General features: G+C 67.1%; 15 protein-coding genes. 6 read left to right on the top strand and 9 right to left on the bottom strand.

All coding sequences use genetic code 11. The features are described 5' to 3' along the window. Positions 1 to 3 precede the first annotated feature (3 nt). The 8 genes from hscA to D000_RS0107165 all read right to left on the bottom strand — a co-directional run bounded on the left by hscA (position 4) and on the right by D000_RS0107165 (position 6,768). On the bottom strand, positions 4 to 1,887 hold the full coding sequence (gene hscA, locus D000_RS0107200) for a Fe-S protein assembly chaperone HscA (RefSeq protein WP_018872861.1): 1,884 nt from the start codon (positions 1,885 to 1,887) through the stop codon (positions 4 to 6). Positions 1,888 to 1,890: 3 nt separating this feature from the next. After that, the gene (gene hscB, locus D000_RS0107195) at positions 1,891 to 2,436 is read right to left on the bottom strand and encodes a Fe-S protein assembly co-chaperone HscB (RefSeq protein WP_018872860.1); all 546 of its coding nucleotides are present in this window, start codon (positions 2,434 to 2,436) and stop codon (positions 1,891 to 1,893) included. 107 nt (positions 2,437 to 2,543) lie between these two features. After that, entirely contained in the window at positions 2,544 to 2,867 is a 324-nt protein-coding gene (iscA, locus tag D000_RS0107190; RefSeq protein WP_018872859.1) for an iron-sulfur cluster assembly protein IscA, read from the bottom strand. Between the two features lie 7 nt (positions 2,868 to 2,874). Next, positions 2,875 to 3,285 (bottom strand): Fe-S cluster assembly scaffold IscU, encoded by a 411-nt coding sequence (gene iscU / locus D000_RS0107185; RefSeq protein ID WP_018872858.1) that lies wholly within the window; start codon positions 3,283 to 3,285, stop codon positions 2,875 to 2,877. A gap of 54 nt (positions 3,286 to 3,339) precedes the next feature. Next, positions 3,340 to 4,563 (bottom strand): IscS subfamily cysteine desulfurase, encoded by a 1,224-nt coding sequence (locus D000_RS0107180; protein WP_018872857.1) that lies wholly within the window; start codon positions 4,561 to 4,563, stop codon positions 3,340 to 3,342. Between the two features lie 6 nt (positions 4,564 to 4,569). Then, the gene (locus D000_RS0107175) at positions 4,570 to 5,082 is read right to left on the bottom strand and encodes an Rrf2 family transcriptional regulator (RefSeq protein WP_018872856.1); all 513 of its coding nucleotides are present in this window, start codon (positions 5,080 to 5,082) and stop codon (positions 4,570 to 4,572) included. Positions 5,083 to 5,140: 58 nt separating this feature from the next. After that, the gene (cysE, locus tag D000_RS0107170) at positions 5,141 to 5,968 is read right to left on the bottom strand and encodes a serine O-acetyltransferase (protein WP_196800597.1); all 828 of its coding nucleotides are present in this window, start codon (positions 5,966 to 5,968) and stop codon (positions 5,141 to 5,143) included. Between the two features lie 56 nt (positions 5,969 to 6,024). Then, complete coding sequence (locus D000_RS0107165; protein WP_026279827.1) at positions 6,025 to 6,768, bottom strand: RNA methyltransferase; 744 nt, start codon at positions 6,766 to 6,768, stop codon at positions 6,025 to 6,027. Positions 6,769 to 6,931: 163 nt separating this feature from the next. Between D000_RS0107165 and D000_RS0107160 the strand changes: the two genes are divergently transcribed. After that, positions 6,932 to 7,744 (top strand): inositol monophosphatase family protein, encoded by an 813-nt coding sequence (locus D000_RS0107160; protein ID WP_018872853.1) that lies wholly within the window; start codon positions 6,932 to 6,934, stop codon positions 7,742 to 7,744. A 175-nt stretch (positions 7,745 to 7,919) separates the two neighbouring features. Here D000_RS0107160 and D000_RS0107155 read toward each other — a convergent pair whose 3' ends face one another. After that, a complete protein-coding gene (locus tag D000_RS0107155; protein WP_018872852.1) occupies positions 7,920 to 9,818 on the bottom strand; it encodes a thioredoxin domain-containing protein in 1,899 nt (632 codons plus the stop codon). A 153-nt stretch (positions 9,819 to 9,971) separates the two neighbouring features. Between D000_RS0107155 and D000_RS0107150 the strand changes: the two genes are divergently transcribed. From D000_RS0107150 to D000_RS0107130, 5 genes are all read left to right on the top strand, one after another. Further along, positions 9,972 to 10,931 carry a MerR family transcriptional regulator gene (locus D000_RS0107150; RefSeq protein ID WP_018872851.1) on the top strand — a complete coding sequence of 320 codons (960 nt, stop codon included), beginning with the start codon at positions 9,972 to 9,974 and terminating at the stop codon, positions 10,929 to 10,931. 14 nt (positions 10,932 to 10,945) lie between these two features. Then, on the top strand, positions 10,946 to 12,523 hold the full coding sequence (locus D000_RS0107145) for a cryptochrome/photolyase family protein (RefSeq protein WP_018872850.1): 1,578 nt from the start codon (positions 10,946 to 10,948) through the stop codon (positions 12,521 to 12,523). Further along, positions 12,523 to 13,929 (top strand): deoxyribodipyrimidine photo-lyase, encoded by a 1,407-nt coding sequence (locus tag D000_RS0107140; protein WP_018872849.1) that lies wholly within the window; start codon positions 12,523 to 12,525, stop codon positions 13,927 to 13,929. Before D000_RS0107145 ends, D000_RS0107140 begins: the two co-directional genes overlap by 1 nt. 15 nt (positions 13,930 to 13,944) lie before the next feature. Then, positions 13,945 to 14,208, top strand: a complete 264-nt coding sequence (locus D000_RS0107135) for a hypothetical protein (protein ID WP_018872848.1) — start codon at positions 13,945 to 13,947, stop codon at positions 14,206 to 14,208. Positions 14,209 to 14,318: 110 nt separating this feature from the next. Beyond that, a complete protein-coding gene (locus tag D000_RS0107130) occupies positions 14,319 to 14,810 on the top strand; it encodes a DsrE family protein (RefSeq protein WP_018872847.1) in 492 nt (163 codons plus the stop codon). Positions 14,811 to 15,303 lie beyond the last annotated feature (493 nt).

Here is a 15,303-nt window from a genome sequence, read left to right as displayed (position 1 = left end):
TTTTCAGTTCCCTGCGTCGTATTCGCTAACGTTGTGTCCGGCGAGCGCGCGCCGGATGCTGTCATTCATGCGCCGTGCGACAAAGGCCTCGGAGGCCTGTTCCACGCGCTTGCGCGCGGCCTCGATGGCGTCGGGGTCGGCGCCCTTCTCGCGTTCGGCGCGCAGCGTGTCGCGCGCCTGCTCGATGGTCTGGCGCTCCGCGGGCTCGAGGTAGCGATCACCGTCCGTCTCCAGCGCGGCATCCAGCGCCTCGAGCACGCGGTCGGCCTCGACCTGCTGCTCGCGCAGGCGCCGCGCCTCCATGTCCTCGCGCGCAGAGGAGGCGGAATCGCGCAGCATCTGCTCGATCTCGCTGTCGGTCAGGCCGTAGCTCGGCTTGACCTCAATATGCGCCTCCACGCCCTGGGTCTGCTCGCGGGCGGTCACGTTCAGCAGCCCGTCGGCATCGACCTGGAAGGTCACGCGGATGCGCGCCGCCCCGGCCACCATCGGCGGGATACCGGACAGGGTAAACCGGGCCAGCGAGCGGTTGGCATCGACCACATCGCGCTCGCCCTGCACCACGTGCAGCGACATCGCGGTCTGGCCGTCCTTGAAGGTGGTGAAGTCCTGCGCGCGGGTCGCCGGGATCGTGGTGTTGCGGGGGATGATGAACTCGACCAGCCCCCCCATCGTCTCCAGCCCCAGCGACAGCGGGATCACGTCCAGCAGCAGGAGCTCGGTATCCGGCTTGTTGCCGGCCAGGATGTCCGCCTGCTGGGCGGCGCCGATCGCCACCACGCGGTCGGGATCGATCCCGGCGTGCGGCGCGCGGCCAAAGAACTGCTCCACCGCCTCGCGTACCGCCGGCATGCGCGTGGAGCCCCCGACCAGCACGACCTCGTCGATCGCATCGCTGGCCAGGCCCGCGTCTTCCAGCACCTGCCCGCAGGCTTCCATCGTGCGCTGCAGCAGCGGGCGCGCCAGCTCGACCAGGGTGGCCCGGTCCAGGCTGCCATTCCAGGTGCTGCCATCCGCCCGCAGCACCTCGACCGGCGTGCTCTCGGCGTCGGTCAGGGCCTCCTTGGCGCGCCGCGCGGTCAGCAGCACCCGCCGCAGGCGCTGAGGATCGCTCTCCCCCGCCATGCCGGCCTCGTTCAGCAGCCAGTCCGCAATTGCGCGGTCGATATCGTCGCCGCCCAGCGCGGAGTCGCCGCCGGTAGCCAGCACCTCGAACACCCCCTTGCGCAGCTGCAGGATGGAGATATCGAACGTTCCGCCGCCGAGGTCGTACACCGCGATCGTGCTTTCCTCGCCCTGATCCAGGCCATAGGCCACCGCGGCCGCAGTCGGCTCGCTGATCAGGCGGAACACGTTCAGGCCCGCCAGCTGCGCCGCATCGCGCGTCGCCTGGCGCTGGGCGTCATCGAAATACGCCGGCACCGTGATCACCACACCTTCGAGGCTGTCCCCCAGAGTGGCCTCGGCGCGTTCGCGCAGCGTATCCAGGATCGCCGCCGAAACCTCCACCGCCGTCTTGTCCCCGGCCGCGGTCTCGATCCGGGGGACGTTCGAGTCCCCGGTCTTCAGCCGGAACGGCAGCTCGCCCGACAGGGTAGCCACATCCGCTGCCCCGCGGCCGATCAGGCGCTTTACCGAGGCGATGGTGTTGTGCGGATCATCCGCCGCGTGCTCGGCGGCGGCATGGCCGACGGTCACGGCATCCGCGCCGTAGTGAACGATCGACGGCAGGATATGCCGGCCCTGCGCGTCCGGCAGGGTATCGGCCTCGCCGCTGCGCACGGTGGCCACCAGGGAATGCGTGGTCCCGAGGTCAATCCCTGCCGCCAGGTGGCGCTGGTGCGGGGCCGACTCGGCCCCGGGTTCGGTGATCTGCAATAACGCCATCGACTACTCCATTCCTCTTGTGGCGGCGGGCCGGGCCAGGCTCTGTCGGGTCCGTCTCAGTTCGTCCAGCAGGCGGTCGAAGAAACGCAGCTCCAGCACGCGGTCCTTGGCTCCGGCCGTCGGAGCTGCAGGATCGGCCAGCGCCGCGGCCACCTGCGCTCGTGCCTCGACCCGCGCCTGCTCCAGCTCCTCGCCGGCTGCCTGCAGGGCCTCTGCGTCGCCGCTGGCCTCGGCCTCCTGCAGCCGCTCGCGCCACTCGATCTGCGCCTCGATGAATGCCATGTTCTGGCTGGTATCGCGTTCCGGATCGAACCCGATCCCCGCCCGCTCCAGCAGGTGCAGGGCGCGGCGATAGTCGTCCGCCAGGATCGCATAGGCCTCGTTCACGTCGGCCGCCACCGCCGCCGCCATGCGCCGAGCCTGATCGCCCTGGCGCACAAAGCGGTCCGGGTGCAGCTCTGCCTGCAGGCGCCGGAAGCGCTCTTCGAGCTGCTGCTGGTCCAGCTCGAAGGCCAGCGGCAGATCGAACTGTTCGTATGGATCGGTCATTACATTCCCGCTTGGCCTTCCCGCTGGGCGGGCAGGCGACAAAAGAAAAGGGGTGGGACGACAACCGGCAAACGGCCGCCATACACCACCCCGGACGCGATGCTCACTCAGATGCTGAAGCTTTCACCGCAGCCGCACCGGGCCTTCTCGTTCGGGTTGTTGAACTTGAACCCCTCGTTCAGGCCTTCCTTGCCGAAGTCCAGTTCGGTCCCGTCCAGATAGACCAGCGATTTCGGGTTGACGATCAGCTTGATGCCGCGATCCTCGAACACCGTATCGGCGTCCTCGACCGCGTCGGCAAACTCGACCACGTAGGCCATGCCCGAGCAGCCGGTCGTCTTGACCCCAAGGCGCACACCCACTCCCTTGCCCCGTTTGTCGAGGTAGTTGTGGATGCGCTCGGCCGCAGGTTCGGTCAGTGTAATCGCCATTGAAACCTCAAGCGGTCTTCTTTGCGGCCTGCTCAGCCTGACCGTGCCGCTCCTGATAGTTGGAGATGGCGGCCTTGATCGCGTCCTCGGCCAGCACGGAGCAGTGGATCTTCACCGGCGGCAGAGCCAGTTCTTCGGCGATCTGGGTGTTCTTGATCTGGCTCGCCTCTTCCAGGGTCTTGCCGCGCACCCACTCGGTGAGCAGCGAGCTGGAGGCGATGGCGGAGCCACAGCCGTAGGTCTTGAACTTGGCGTCTTCGATCACGCCGTCGTCGTTGACCTTGATCTGCAGTTTCATCACGTCGCCGCAGGCCGGGGCGCCGACCATGCCGGTGCCGACCGAGTCGTCGTTCTTGTCGAAGCTGCCGACGTTGCGTGGATTTTCGTAGTGGTCCAGAACCTTGTCACTGTAAGCCATGACCGTTCTCCTGTTGCGTGGTACGCGTTGGGTTCGTAGTGCCGAGCCGGTGCCCTAGTGGGCCGCCCACTCGACGGTGCTCAGATCGATGCCGTCCTGATACATCTCCCACAGCGGGGAGAGTTCGCGCAGCTTGGCGACCGCGGCGCGAACGATCTCGACCGTGTGGTCGACCTCCTCCACGGTCGTGTAACGACCGATGGAGAAGCGGATCGAGCTGTGTGCCAGCTCGTCGTCGCGCCCCAGTGCGCGCAGCACGTAGGACGGCTCCAGGCTCGCCGAGGTGCAGGCCGAGCCGGAGGACACGGCGATATCACGCAGCGCCATGATCAGGCTCTCGCCCTCGACGAAGTTGAACGACACATTCAGGTTGTGCGCGACCCGCTGTTCGGCGTCGCCATTCAGGTAGACCTCTTCCATGCCGTCGAGGCCCGCCCACAGGCGGTCACGCAGCATACGGATGCGCTCGAGTTCGGTGCCCATTTCGGCGCTGGCAATGCGGAAGGCCTCGCCCATGCCGACGATCTGATGGGTCGCCAGCGTGCCGGAGCGCATGCCGCGCTCGTGGCCACCGCCGTGCATCTGCGCCTCGATACGCACCCGCGGCTTGCGGCGCACGAACAGGGCACCGATGCCCTTCGGCCCGTAGGCCTTGTGCGCGGAAAAGCTCATCAGGTCCACCGGGAGGCTGGACAGATCGATTGCGACCTTGCCGACCGACTGCGCCGAGTCCACATGGAACACGATCCCGCGCTCGCGACAGAGGTTGCCAATCGCCTCGATGTCCTGGATCACGCCAATTTCGTTGTTTACGTGCATCACGGACACCACGATAGTGTCGTCACGCATCGCGTCCTGGAGCTCCTGCAGGTCCACCAGGCCGTTGTCCTTCACGCCCAGGTAGGTGACTTCGTAGCCCTCACGCTCCAGCTGGCGCGCGGTATCCAGCACGGCCTTGTGTTCGGTCTTGACCGTGATGATGTGCTTGCCCTTGCGCTGGTAGAAGTGCGCCGCACCCTTGATCGCCAGGTTGTTGGACTCGGTCGCGCCGGAGGTCCAAACGATCTCCTTGGCGTCCGCCCCGACCGCAGCGGCTACCTGCTCGCGGGCGTTCTCGACGGCCTTTTCCGCGCCCCAACCGAAGCTGTGGCTGCGTGAGGCCGGGTTGCCGAACAGGCCATCCTTGGTCAGGCAGGCCGTCATCTTCTCGGCCACACGCTCGTCCACCGGCGTGGTCGCGGAGTAGTCCAGGTAGATGGGCAGTTTCAGGTCACTCATTGCGTCTCAGCTCCTTTCGGCGGCCGCCTTCGCGGGCGCATGGCTTTGTTCGGTTGCGGCCTGCAGGGAGGCGCCGTGCAGCACGACCTCCTGCACACCGTCTTTTTCAATTTGTTCGTGGTGACGCTGCAGCACATCCGCCAGCGAACGGGTGCTGAGGAAGTCATAGACCTGCTCACTCAGATCGGTCCAGAGGTCATGCGTCAGGCAGCGCGAATCCGAGTTGCAGTTGGCCTTGCCGCCGCAGCGGGTCACGTCCACCGGCTCATCCACCGCCACGATGATATCGGCGACACTGATGCCTTCGGGGTCGCCGCTGAGGGCGTAACCCCCGCCCGGGCCGCGACTGCTTTTCACCAGGCCCTTGCGGCGCAGCCTCGAAAAAAGCTGCTCGAGATAGGACAGCGACAGCTTCTGGCGTCGCGCCACCTCGGCCAGGGAAACCGGCCCGTTGCGGGTATGCATTGCCACGTCCAGCATCGCGGTCACGGCGTAGCGGCCTTTGGTCGTCAATTTCATAGTTGAGTGCGCTTGTCGGTCATTTGCAAACAAGCTTAGCAATACCCGACAAAAACGATCAAGTATTCCCCTGCTGTTTACGTTCTTGTTCTGACTTCGCCGCCGCCGGGAGCTCGCATTCGTCCGGCTCCAGCCCCTCCAGATCGCAGGCCTCCAGCGGTCCCGAGTCGTCGTCACCCAGGGCCTCACCGGGGTCGATGCCGGCGCGCTTGAGCGCCTGGCAGGCCCGCTCCATGCGCTCGTCCAGGTCATGCACTCGCTGCACAATGCGATGGATGGCATTTGCGACCGGGTCCGGCATATCGCGCGACAGCCCGTAGGCATCGAAACCCATGCGGTCGGCCATCTGCTGAAAACGGGGGTCAGGCTCCGGCCGCGGCCCGATCACCCGCGCCGGGATCCCGACTGCCGTGGCGTCGGCCGGCACATCTTTCAGCACCACGGCATTGGATCCGATCCGCGCGTGGTTCCCAATGTGGATCGGTCCCAGCAGCTTCGCCCCGGCCCCGATCACGACCTCGTTGCCCAGGGTCGGGTGGCGCTTGCCGCCCTCCCAGGTGGTCCCGCCCAGCGTGACCTGATGGTAGATCGTGCAGTCGTCGCCGACCTCAGCGGTCTCGCCGATGACCACGCCCATGCCATGGTCGATAAAGAACCGCCGCCCGATGGTCGCGCCCGGATGGATCTCGATGCCGGTCAGCCAGCGGCTGACGTTGCCCACCACCCGCGCCAGCCAGCGCAGGCGATGCGTCCATAGCCAGTGGGCGATGCGGTGATACCACAACGCATGCAGACCGGGGTACGCAGTCAGCACCTCGAAGGCATTGCGCGCCGCCGGGTCCCGGTCAAACACGCAGCGTACGTCCTCGCGCATCCTGTCAAACATCGTCCGGCCTCATTCCTGAGTCTGGCGCTAAGGTATCACGCGCCCCGCAAATCGCCTCAGCGGCCCCTTTCCGTGTGCGTCAATATACCGCGCAGCATACGGACCTCACTGGTGCTGAGCCCGGCCCGCAGATACAGGTGACGCAACCGGCGCATCAAGTGGCGCGGGTTCTCGGGATCAAGCACATCGATCGTGGTGAGCGCCTGCTTGAAGTGGGCAAACAACCCCTCCAGTTCCGCCTGGGTGGCCGGAGGGTCGCGCGGCTCCTGCGCCTCCGGCACCGTCGAGGCCTCCTGCGACACGGCGCCGAGCGCGGCCATGCGCAGGGCGTAGGTCATCACCTGCACGCTGCTGGCAAGGTTGAGCGAAGAGAAGCTCGCGACCGTCGGGATCTGCACAAACGCATTGCAGTGATCCAGTTCGTGATTGGTCAGCCCGCTGTGCTCGCGACCGAACACCAGCGCGACCGGGCCCTCGGCCGCGTGCGTCAATGCCTGCTCCGCAGCCACATCGGGCCCGAGCACCGGCACCGAATGGGTGCGCAGACGCGCGCTGGTGCCGACCACCCAGACACAGTCCGCCAGCGCCGCCGCCAGATCGTCCACGACGCGCGCGGCCGCCAGCAGGTCATCGGCACCGGATGCCAGCGCGGTGGCATCGGCATGCGGAAATTTCTCCGGCGCCACCAGCACCAGGTCCGTCACCCCCATAGCCTTCATTGCCCGAGCGGCGGAACCGATGTTGCCGGGATGGGTGGTCCCCACCAGGACCACCCGCAGGCGTGCCAAACGTTGTTCCATCCACTCCTCGCTGTGCCGGCGGCGCGCGCCGCGAAATGCGGCGGAATTGTACACGGAGGCGGTCGCGACTTCCCAAAAAAGAGCCGCTTGTGTATTGTTCGCGGCCTTCCCGCGGGCGTGCGCACGCTCAGCTCGGCACCCCCAGAACACCAGGAGACACCCCATGCACCCCATGCTGAACACGGCGGTATCGGCGGCCCGCGAGGCCGGACGCATCACCACCCGCGCCTGGGGCCGGCCGGATCGCATGAATACCCGCGAGAAGGCCCGCAACGACTGGGTGTCGGATGTCGACCTTGCGGCCGAGCAGACCATTGTCCAGACCCTGCGCCGGGCCTACCCCGACCACGCCATCATGGCCGAGGAAGGTGGCGAGCAGAGCGGCGCCGACAATGACTACGTATGGATCATCGATCCGCTGGACGGGACCACCAACTACCTGCGCGAGATCCCGCAGTACGGCATCTCCATCGCCCTGAAGCACAAGGGTCGGCTGGAACAGGCCGTGGTCTACGACCCGCTGAAGGAAGAGCTGTTCACTGCCACCCGTGGTGCCGGCGCGTTCCTCAACAGCCGTCGCATCCGGGTCTCGGAAAGCAAGGACCTGAGGGGTGCCCTGCTCGGCACCGGCATCCCGTTCCGCGAGGGCCAGGACATGGAACGCTACCTGAGCAGCCTGCGCCACCTGGTACCGGGCACCGCCGGCGTGCGCCGCCCCGGCTCGGCGGCGCTGGACCTGGCCTGGGTGGCCTGCGGACGCTTCGACGGCTTCTGGGAGATGGGCCTGCAGCCCTGGGACATGGCGGCGGGCCTGCTGCTGGTACAGGAGGCCGGGGGCGTGGTCAGTGACTGGGCCGGCAATCCGGACGTGATGCGCCGCGGCGACGTCGTCGCCGGCAACCCCAAGGTCCTGAAGGCCATGCTGCAGCGCCTGCACAAGGCCGAAAAGGAAGCCACCGCCCGCTCCGACACCTGAACGGCCTGGAAGATCTAAAGCGTCTAACAGGAAGAAGGGAAGATCGGAAGGAGCCTTGTTGATTGGCTTCTACCTGCTTTTCGCGCCGTTTACTTCATTGATTTTCTTCTTGCCTTCCAGCCTTCCTGTTAACCGCTTTTGACCTTCTCCGTAAGCTCCGTGGTGCGAAACGCTGTCAGCGATTGCGCTGTTCGAGCCAGAGGATCAGGCGGGCGTGCTGCTCCGGGCTGGATTCGATGGCGCGGCCCGGCCGCAGGTCGTCGTCCGACATGACCTGTTCCAGCCCCGCACCCGCCTCCGCAAGCGCCGCGGTCAGCTCCAGGATCAGGGTGGTCGGCGACGGGCGATGCACCGCCGGATGGAAGCGCTGCGAGATCATCCCCGGCAACGGCGGCTCCGGCTCGGCGCGAAACCCGTCCGCGTCACGGAAACGCTCCCATACCACCTCCAGCAGTGCCACTACGGGCGCGAAATCGCCCGCGCCCTGGCGCTCTTCCCAGTCGTAGAGCCCGCGCGCGACATAGGCATAGTCGTTCAGCGTGGCGGAGCCGGCCTGCTCCTGCGGCAGCCCCATCAGGGCCGGCAGGGCCTCCGCGTCGGCGCCGACCTCCAGCAGCCAGTCGCGCACGGCCTCGCCGGCCGCGTGGAAACGGGCGTCATGCTTCGCCGCGACCGCCAGCGCGGACAGCAACAGTCCGTGCGCACCGGTCAGGACCTTCTCGTCCCGCGGCAGCCCGCGTGCCTCACGGGCACGGATCAGGGCACTCCGACCCGCCTCCAGCTGTTCCCGCGCCATGTCGGGGTCGAGATCGAAGCGCTCGGCCAGCTCGTCCACGTCGGCGCCGCTGCGTGGCAGGTATCCCAGCTCGAACACGGCCCGGCCGTCCATGCCGAATGCCGCACGCACCAGATCGGGGTCGGGATGGTCGGCCAGGGCCGACTCCAGATCGGACTCCGGCCACAGGTAGGCACCGCCTTCGCGTCCCTCTTCATCCACGGCCGAGAGGCTGGAGGCAAAGCCCCGGAAACCGGTGGCGGACGGGGCCGCCGACGCCCCCAGCTCGTCCTCGCGCAGGGCCATGTCGCGCTTCACGAAGTCCAGGTTCTCCAGCCCAAGCGCAATCCAGTCATCGCGGTCGTAGTGCGCCCCCGCCTGCAGGTAAATCCAGGACAACTGGGCCTGATCCTCCAGCATCACCTCGAAATGGGGCTCGTTCCAATCGGGCGATTCGGAGTAGCGGAAGAACCCGCCCCCCAGCACATCGCGCAGCCCGGATCCCGCCATCTCCTCCAGCGTGATCTCCAGAAACTCGCCGACCCAGCCCGGTGCCGTCCCCGCCTGCTCGGCCTCGAGCATGGCCCGCAGCCAGGGCGAATGCGGGAACTTGGTGGACTGCCCGAAGCCACCGCCAAGGTCGTCGGCCTCGCGCTCGAGGCGGTTCCACAGGACCTGGGGCAGACGCCCGGCACGGCCCGCCGACAGGGGCTCCTCGCCGTCGCGCAGACGCTGCGAGAGCTCCTCGCTGCCACGACGGGCCAGATCCAGCAGGGCGTCGTAGTCGGCGTCGAGGCGCTCGGTGATCCGGTCCAGGAACTCGGCAAAGCCGTCCCGCGGGGCATAGACCACGCCGGTCAGGGCATGCCCGTCCGGGGTGACCACCACGTTCAGCGGCCAGCCGGCGCTCCCCGCTGTCGCCCGCTGAAACTCCAGCAGGTAGGTATCCAGCGCCCCGTCCACCTCGCGGTCCACCTTCACCGGGATAAAGTGCTCGTTCAGGCGCCGGGCAATCCCTTCGTCACGGAAGCTCTCGTCCTGCATCACATGGCAGTAGAAGCAGGAGTAGTAGCCACTGGAGATCAGCAGGGGGCGGCCCTGCTCGCGGGCCTCCTCGAGCAGGGCCGGGTCCCACGCGCGCCACTGCACCGGGTCATCCACGTGCAGACGCAGGTAGGGCGAGATGCTGTCCGCCATCTCCGGATTGGCCTGGGCCCCGCCGGACAGGCCCAGCAGGCCGGCCAGCAGCACAACCGCCAGCGCGGCCTTCGGGTTTGCGGTTCCGGTTCGCGTAAACATGCCTGCTCCCTGCCCCTGATCGGAAAGATTGCTATGGTTCTTGGTTGACGCAGGCGGCCTGAAGGTTCATCCCCGGACCGCAACATCGCGGGGAATTCGGGTTCGATCCGGCCTCCTTGTACACGAGCTGTATAGATGTCGTACAATTAACCCATGGCGAGTACCACGCATATCGAACCCCAGGACCAGGAAGGGCTCTACCCGATCCGGCATGTATGTGCGGAGACGGGTATCAACGACGTAACCCTGCGCGCCTGGGAGCGTCGTTACGGGCTCATTCGCCCGATGCGCACGCCCAAGGGCCACCGGCTCTACAGCTCGGGTGACATTGCCCGCATCAAGCGCATCCTGGAACTGCTGGATCAGGGGATCCCGGTCTCCCAGGTCCACCGCGTGCTCAACGACGAGCCCCCGCCCGCCGCGCGGGCGGAGTCCTCTGAGACCCCGCGCCGCAGGAGCCCCGGTCCGGGCGTTGCGCCCCACACCACCGATCCGATCGCCGAAACCCTGCACCAGGCCGTTGCCGGGCTGGACGTCGGCGAGCTGGACCGCTGCTACTCGCGTCTGGTGATGCGTCACGGCTGGAACGGCGTTCATGAAAGTGCCTTTCTCGAGGTCTATCGTCGCCTGCGCGAGGAATCCCGGCACAGCGCGGAGGGTGAGGTCCGGCTCGCCATCTTCGCTGCCTGGGCCACGGCGGCCTTCGCCGACCAGCTGCGGGCTGCACTGCGGGCCTGCGAGGGGCCGACCTACCCCTGTCTCGTGCTCGGTGGCGGCCACCAGCAGGTCGGCGGGCTGCTCCTGCAACTGGCCTGCGCGCGCCAGGGCCTGAAGACCCTGCCCCTGTTCGACGCCACCAGCCCCGAAGGTCTGGAGACGCTGGTTCAGCGCCTGCACGCCCCTGCGGTGATCATCCACGGTTCGTCGCAGCTGAAACGCAGCCCGGAACTGCCGCGTATCGAGTCCATCCTCAAGCAGGCCGGGCCACCCTGCTTCCTGGCCGGTTCTGCCGCGCTGGAGCTATCGCAGATGGCGCATGGACGCGAGGTCGAGGTGCTCCCCGGCCCGCCGCTCGAGGCGGCACAGCGCCTCGCGCGGCAACTCGCCACTTAGCGCCATCCGGCGCCGTGACCCGCCCTTCGTCCCCGCGCGCAGCCGAGCACCCGCGTACCCTGCTGGTCGTACTCGGGGATCAGCTTGACCCGCAGCACCCCGTCCTTGCGCAGCTGGACCCACAGCAGGACGCGCTCTGGATGGCCGAGGTCGCGGCCGAGTCGCAGCACGTTCCGTCGCACACGGCCCGTACCACGCTGTTTCTGGCCGCGATGCGCCACTTCGCCCGCGCACGGCGCGAGCAGGGCCTGACCGTTCACTACCGGCGCCTGGGGCAGCACGCCGAGACGACCCTCGACGCGGCGCTGGAGGCCGACCTGAAACGTCTGCAACCGCGCCAGCTCTGCGTACTGCAACCGGGCGAGCACCGCGTTCAGGGCCTGCTGGAAACGGCCTGCCGGGCCGGGGGCACCCCGCTCGAGATCCACGAGGACCCGCATTTCCTCGTGCCACTGGCCGCGTTCTCGGAATGGGCGCGGGGGCGCAAGCAGCTGCGCATGGAGTACTTCTACCGCGAGCAGCGTGCGCGCCTCGACATCCTGATGAATGGCGACGAACCGGCCGGCGGACAATGGAATTTCGACGCCGACAACCGCGGCCACTTCGGGGGCCAAGGCCCCGGCCTGCTGCCGGAACCCCTGAGCTTTCCGCCGGACGCCATCACCCGCGAATGCCAGCAGGACATCCAGCGCCACCTCCCGGATCTGCCGGGTCAGGACGAGGCCTTTGACTGGCCGGTAACCCCGCAGCAGGCGCGTGCGGCCCTGGACGACTTTATTGCCCATCGCCTGCCGCATTTCGGCACCTATCAGGACGCGATGTGGACCGACCAGCCATGGCTCTACCATGCCCGCCTCAGTGCCGCGCTGAATCTGCACCTGATCCATCCGCGGGAGGTCGTCACCGCCGCGGAACAGGCCTGGCGTGACGGCGATGCACCGCTGGCGGCGACCGAGGGATTCATCCGCCAGATCCTGGGCTGGCGCGAGTACGTGCGCGGGCTGTACTTCCACTTTGGCGGCGAATGGCACGAGTGGAACGCCCTGGGCGCGCGCGAACCTCTACCGTCCCTGTACTGGGATGCCGATACCTCCATGCAGTGCCTGCACCAGGCCGTGGGACAGACCCTGCGGCTGGGCTACGCCCACCACATCCAGCGGCTGATGGTGACTGGACTGTTTGCACAACTGCTCGGGGTCCGTCCCGCGGCAATCCACGCCTGGTATCTCGGCATCTACGTGGACGCCGTGGAATGGGTGGAGTTGCCCAACGTGATCGGCATGTCGCAATACGCCGATGGCGGCCGTATGGCCTCGAAACCCTATGTCGCCAGCGGCCGCTACATCCAGCGCATGAGCAACTACTGCCAGCACTGTGCGTTCGATCCGGGCACGGCCGTGGGTAAAAAGGCCTGCCCCTTCACCACACTGTACTGGGACTTCCTCGCTCGCCACCGCGACCGCTTCGCGCGCCACCCGCGTACCGCGCTGCAGTGGAAACATCTGGAAAAGATGGACCCCGAACGTCTGCAGGCAATCCGCGAGCGCGCCGGCGAGCTGCGCAAGAGCCTGGCAAAAGGAGACCGCATCTGATGGCACACCCCGGCCCCACTCTGGTCTGGCTTCGGCGCGACCTGCGCCTGGCCGACCAACCGGCACTGCACGCGGCGGCCGCTCGCGGCGCACCGGTGATCCCGGTGTTCATCCATGCGCCGGAAGAAGAGGCCCCTTGGCAGCCGGGCGCCGCCTCCAACTGGTGGCTGCATCATAGCCTGCAGGCGATGGCCGCCGAATTCGAGCAGGCCGGTAGCCCGCTGATCCTGCGTGCCGGTCCCAGCCTGGACACCCTGCGCGCCCTGATCGCCGAGACCGGCGCCGAGGCGGTGTACTGGAATCGGCTCTACGACCCCGCCTGCGTACTGCGCGACCAGGACATCAAGGCCGGCCTGCGCGCCGACGGCCTCGATGTCCACAGCTTCAACGCCGCGCTGCTGCTCGAGCCCTGGGAAGTCGAGACCGGACAGGGACGCCCCTACCGGGTGTTCTCGCCATTCTGGAAGGCCTGTCGCCAGCACGGCATCGATCAGGACCCGCTGCCCGCGCCCGGCGCGCTAGCGGCTCCTGAACGCAAGCCGGAGTCGCTCACCATCGAGCAGCTGGAGCTCCTGCCCGGCATCGACTGGGCCGGCGGCCTGCGCGCCAACTGGAAACCCGGTGAGGTCGCGGCCCACGAGCGCCTGCAGGGCTTTCTGGAGCACACCGCCCGAGACTACGGCGGGACCCGGGACCGACCAGACCGGGACGGCACCTCACGCCTGTCACCCCACCTGCATTTTGGCGAGATCTCTCCCCGCCAGATCCTGCGCGCCCTGCGGCAGGCCGGGCTGGATACGGAACACGGGGGCGCGGAGGCTTTTGTGCGCGAACTCGGCTGGCGCGACTTCGCCCATCATGTGCTCTACCACTTTCCGCACACACCGGAACGCCCCCTGAACCCGCGCTTCGAGGCCTTCCCCTGGCGCGAATCCGAGACCGATCTCGGCTCCTGGCAACGCGGGCGCACCGGGGTACCGGTGGTCGACGCGGCCATGGCGCAACTGTGGGAAACAGGCTGGATGCACAATCGCCTGCGCATGGTGGTGGGCTCCTTCCTGACCAAGAACCTGCGCCTGCACTGGCATCACGGCGCGCGCTGGTTCTGGGACACCCTGGTCGACGCCGACCTGGCCGCCAACACCCTGGGCTGGCAGTGGGCCGGGGGCTGCGGCGCCGATGCCGCACCCTACTTCCGGGTCTTCAACCCGCAGCGCCAGGGCGAGCAGTACGACCCGGAAGGTCGTTTCGTGCGCCGCTTTCTGCCCGCCCTAAAGAACATCGAAACGCGGTATATTCACGCGCCAGGCGCGGGAGGCGCGCGCAACTATCCGGCGCCGATCGTGGACCTGAAGGCCAGCCGCCAGGCGGCTCTCGAGGCCTTCGACGCCATCAAGAACACCTAAAACCAGAGGCCGACCATGACCTTTTCCGAACAGAATCTGCAGTATCCCAAGGACGTGAGCTACAACTTCAGCCGCTACGAAACCACCTCGCCGGTACGGGTCAACCACGAGGGCAAGCGCTATGTCGGTCAGCTCCTGAACTGCGAGGCTCCATTCCGCATCCGTCTGACCGAAGAGATCGTCGGACCCGGCGTCTCGCGCTACACCCCGGTCCGCGAGATCCAGCTACAGAGCCTCGACGGCGTCGAATACCTGCACAAGGGATATCACGGCCACTGAAACCCGGCCGACCGTACCGGTGGTGGCCACGACGGCCACCACCCGTCCCGACACAGTGAATCCGCTCCTGCTACTCTCAAAGCAGGACCTGTGGAAAAGGGATCAACGCCATGAAAAACCTGCTTGCCTCTCTCCTGTGCTGTGCCCTCCTGCTGCCGGGACTGGCCCTGGCCGAAAAACCCGGGGACCAGCGCGCCATTGCCGGCATGGACACCGGCCGCATCCTGTGGGATATCACCATCGGCGAACCGGAACGCCTGATCGCCCGCCTCAGCGTCATCCAAGAGACCTACGAAGACATGCAGCGCCAGGGCCTGGAGCCGGACATGGTGTTTGCCTTTCGCGGCGGGGCCGCGGCCCTGATTGCCCGCGACACCGACCATCTGGAGATCGAGGACGTCTCGGCCGCGCGACACATCCACGAACGCCTGCAGGCGCTGATGGAACTGGACGGCATCCACATGGAGGCCTGCCAGATCGCCACCCGCCGCTTCGATCTCGGCCAGGAGGACCTGATCCCCGGGGTCCAGCTGGTCGGCAACACCTTCCTGTCGATCATGGGCTACGAGAATCAGGGCTACACCACCATCCGGATCGACTGAGGAACACCGTTAAGGAGACGCTGATTGAATCGCACGTCCGCGCTCGAGTCGCTTTTGCGTGCGAACAAGGCGCGGTGACTGCCGTGCAGTCACTCTGCACAAGGGAACCGCAACGCCGTTCCCGCGCCCGTTTTTGATCAACAACGGGCGGCCGAGCCCCTGCTTTCAATGGCTTGTGGGGTTGGTGCCCCCCCCGATTCTGAATATATATGGCCCGATCCTGCGTTGCGCCCCGCAATCCATCAAAAACGGGCGGGAAGAACCACTACCCGCTGCACAACGCGCCTTGTCTCGGAACGCTTTGTCTCGAAAAACCGGGGGGCACCAACGCGGACGTGCGATTCAATCAGCGTCTCCTTAACCCCGGAGACCGAATCTCGCTACAATCAGGACAAACGGACCCGTGGTAGCGACCGGAACGAGACGGGGTACCGCCCCGGAGCACCGGGCCGCCCGCATGCGCGGAAGCTGAAGGTACATGGCGACACACAAG

The organism is Thioalkalivibrio sp. ALJ16 (genome assembly GCF_000377345.1).
Lineage (GTDB): Bacteria > Pseudomonadota > Gammaproteobacteria > Ectothiorhodospirales > Ectothiorhodospiraceae > Thioalkalivibrio.
Note: the sequence above shows the minus strand (reverse complement) of the source record. Positions and strands in the feature narration are given on the sequence as shown.

Coding starts and splice junctions, on each gene's coding strand:
- hscA (WP_018872861.1), bottom strand. CDS start 1,887: ATGGCGTTATTGCAGATCACCGAACCCGGGGCCGAGTCGGCCCCGCAC.
- hscB (WP_018872860.1), bottom strand. CDS start 2,436: ATGACCGATCCATACGAACAGTTCGATCTGCCGCTGGCCTTCGAGCTG.
- iscA (WP_018872859.1), bottom strand. CDS start 2,867: ATGGCGATTACACTGACCGAACCTGCGGCCGAGCGCATCCACAACTAC.
- iscU (WP_018872858.1), bottom strand. CDS start 3,285: ATGGCTTACAGTGACAAGGTTCTGGACCACTACGAAAATCCACGCAAC.
- D000_RS0107180 (WP_018872857.1), bottom strand. CDS start 4,563: ATGAGTGACCTGAAACTGCCCATCTACCTGGACTACTCCGCGACCACG.
- D000_RS0107175 (WP_018872856.1), bottom strand. CDS start 5,082: ATGAAATTGACGACCAAAGGCCGCTACGCCGTGACCGCGATGCTGGAC.
- cysE (WP_196800597.1), bottom strand. CDS start 5,968: ATGTTTGACAGGATGCGCGAGGACGTACGCTGCGTGTTTGACCGGGAC.
- D000_RS0107165 (WP_026279827.1), bottom strand. CDS start 6,768: ATGGAACAACGTTTGGCACGCCTGCGGGTGGTCCTGGTGGGGACCACC.
- D000_RS0107160 (WP_018872853.1), top strand. CDS start 6,932: ATGCACCCCATGCTGAACACGGCGGTATCGGCGGCCCGCGAGGCCGGA.
- D000_RS0107155 (WP_018872852.1), bottom strand. CDS start 9,818: ATGTTTACGCGAACCGGAACCGCAAACCCGAAGGCCGCGCTGGCGGTT.
- D000_RS0107150 (WP_018872851.1), top strand. CDS start 9,972: ATGGCGAGTACCACGCATATCGAACCCCAGGACCAGGAAGGGCTCTAC.
- D000_RS0107140 (WP_018872849.1), top strand. CDS start 12,523: ATGGCACACCCCGGCCCCACTCTGGTCTGGCTTCGGCGCGACCTGCGC.
- D000_RS0107135 (WP_018872848.1), top strand. CDS start 13,945: ATGACCTTTTCCGAACAGAATCTGCAGTATCCCAAGGACGTGAGCTAC.
- D000_RS0107130 (WP_018872847.1), top strand. CDS start 14,319: ATGAAAAACCTGCTTGCCTCTCTCCTGTGCTGTGCCCTCCTGCTGCCG.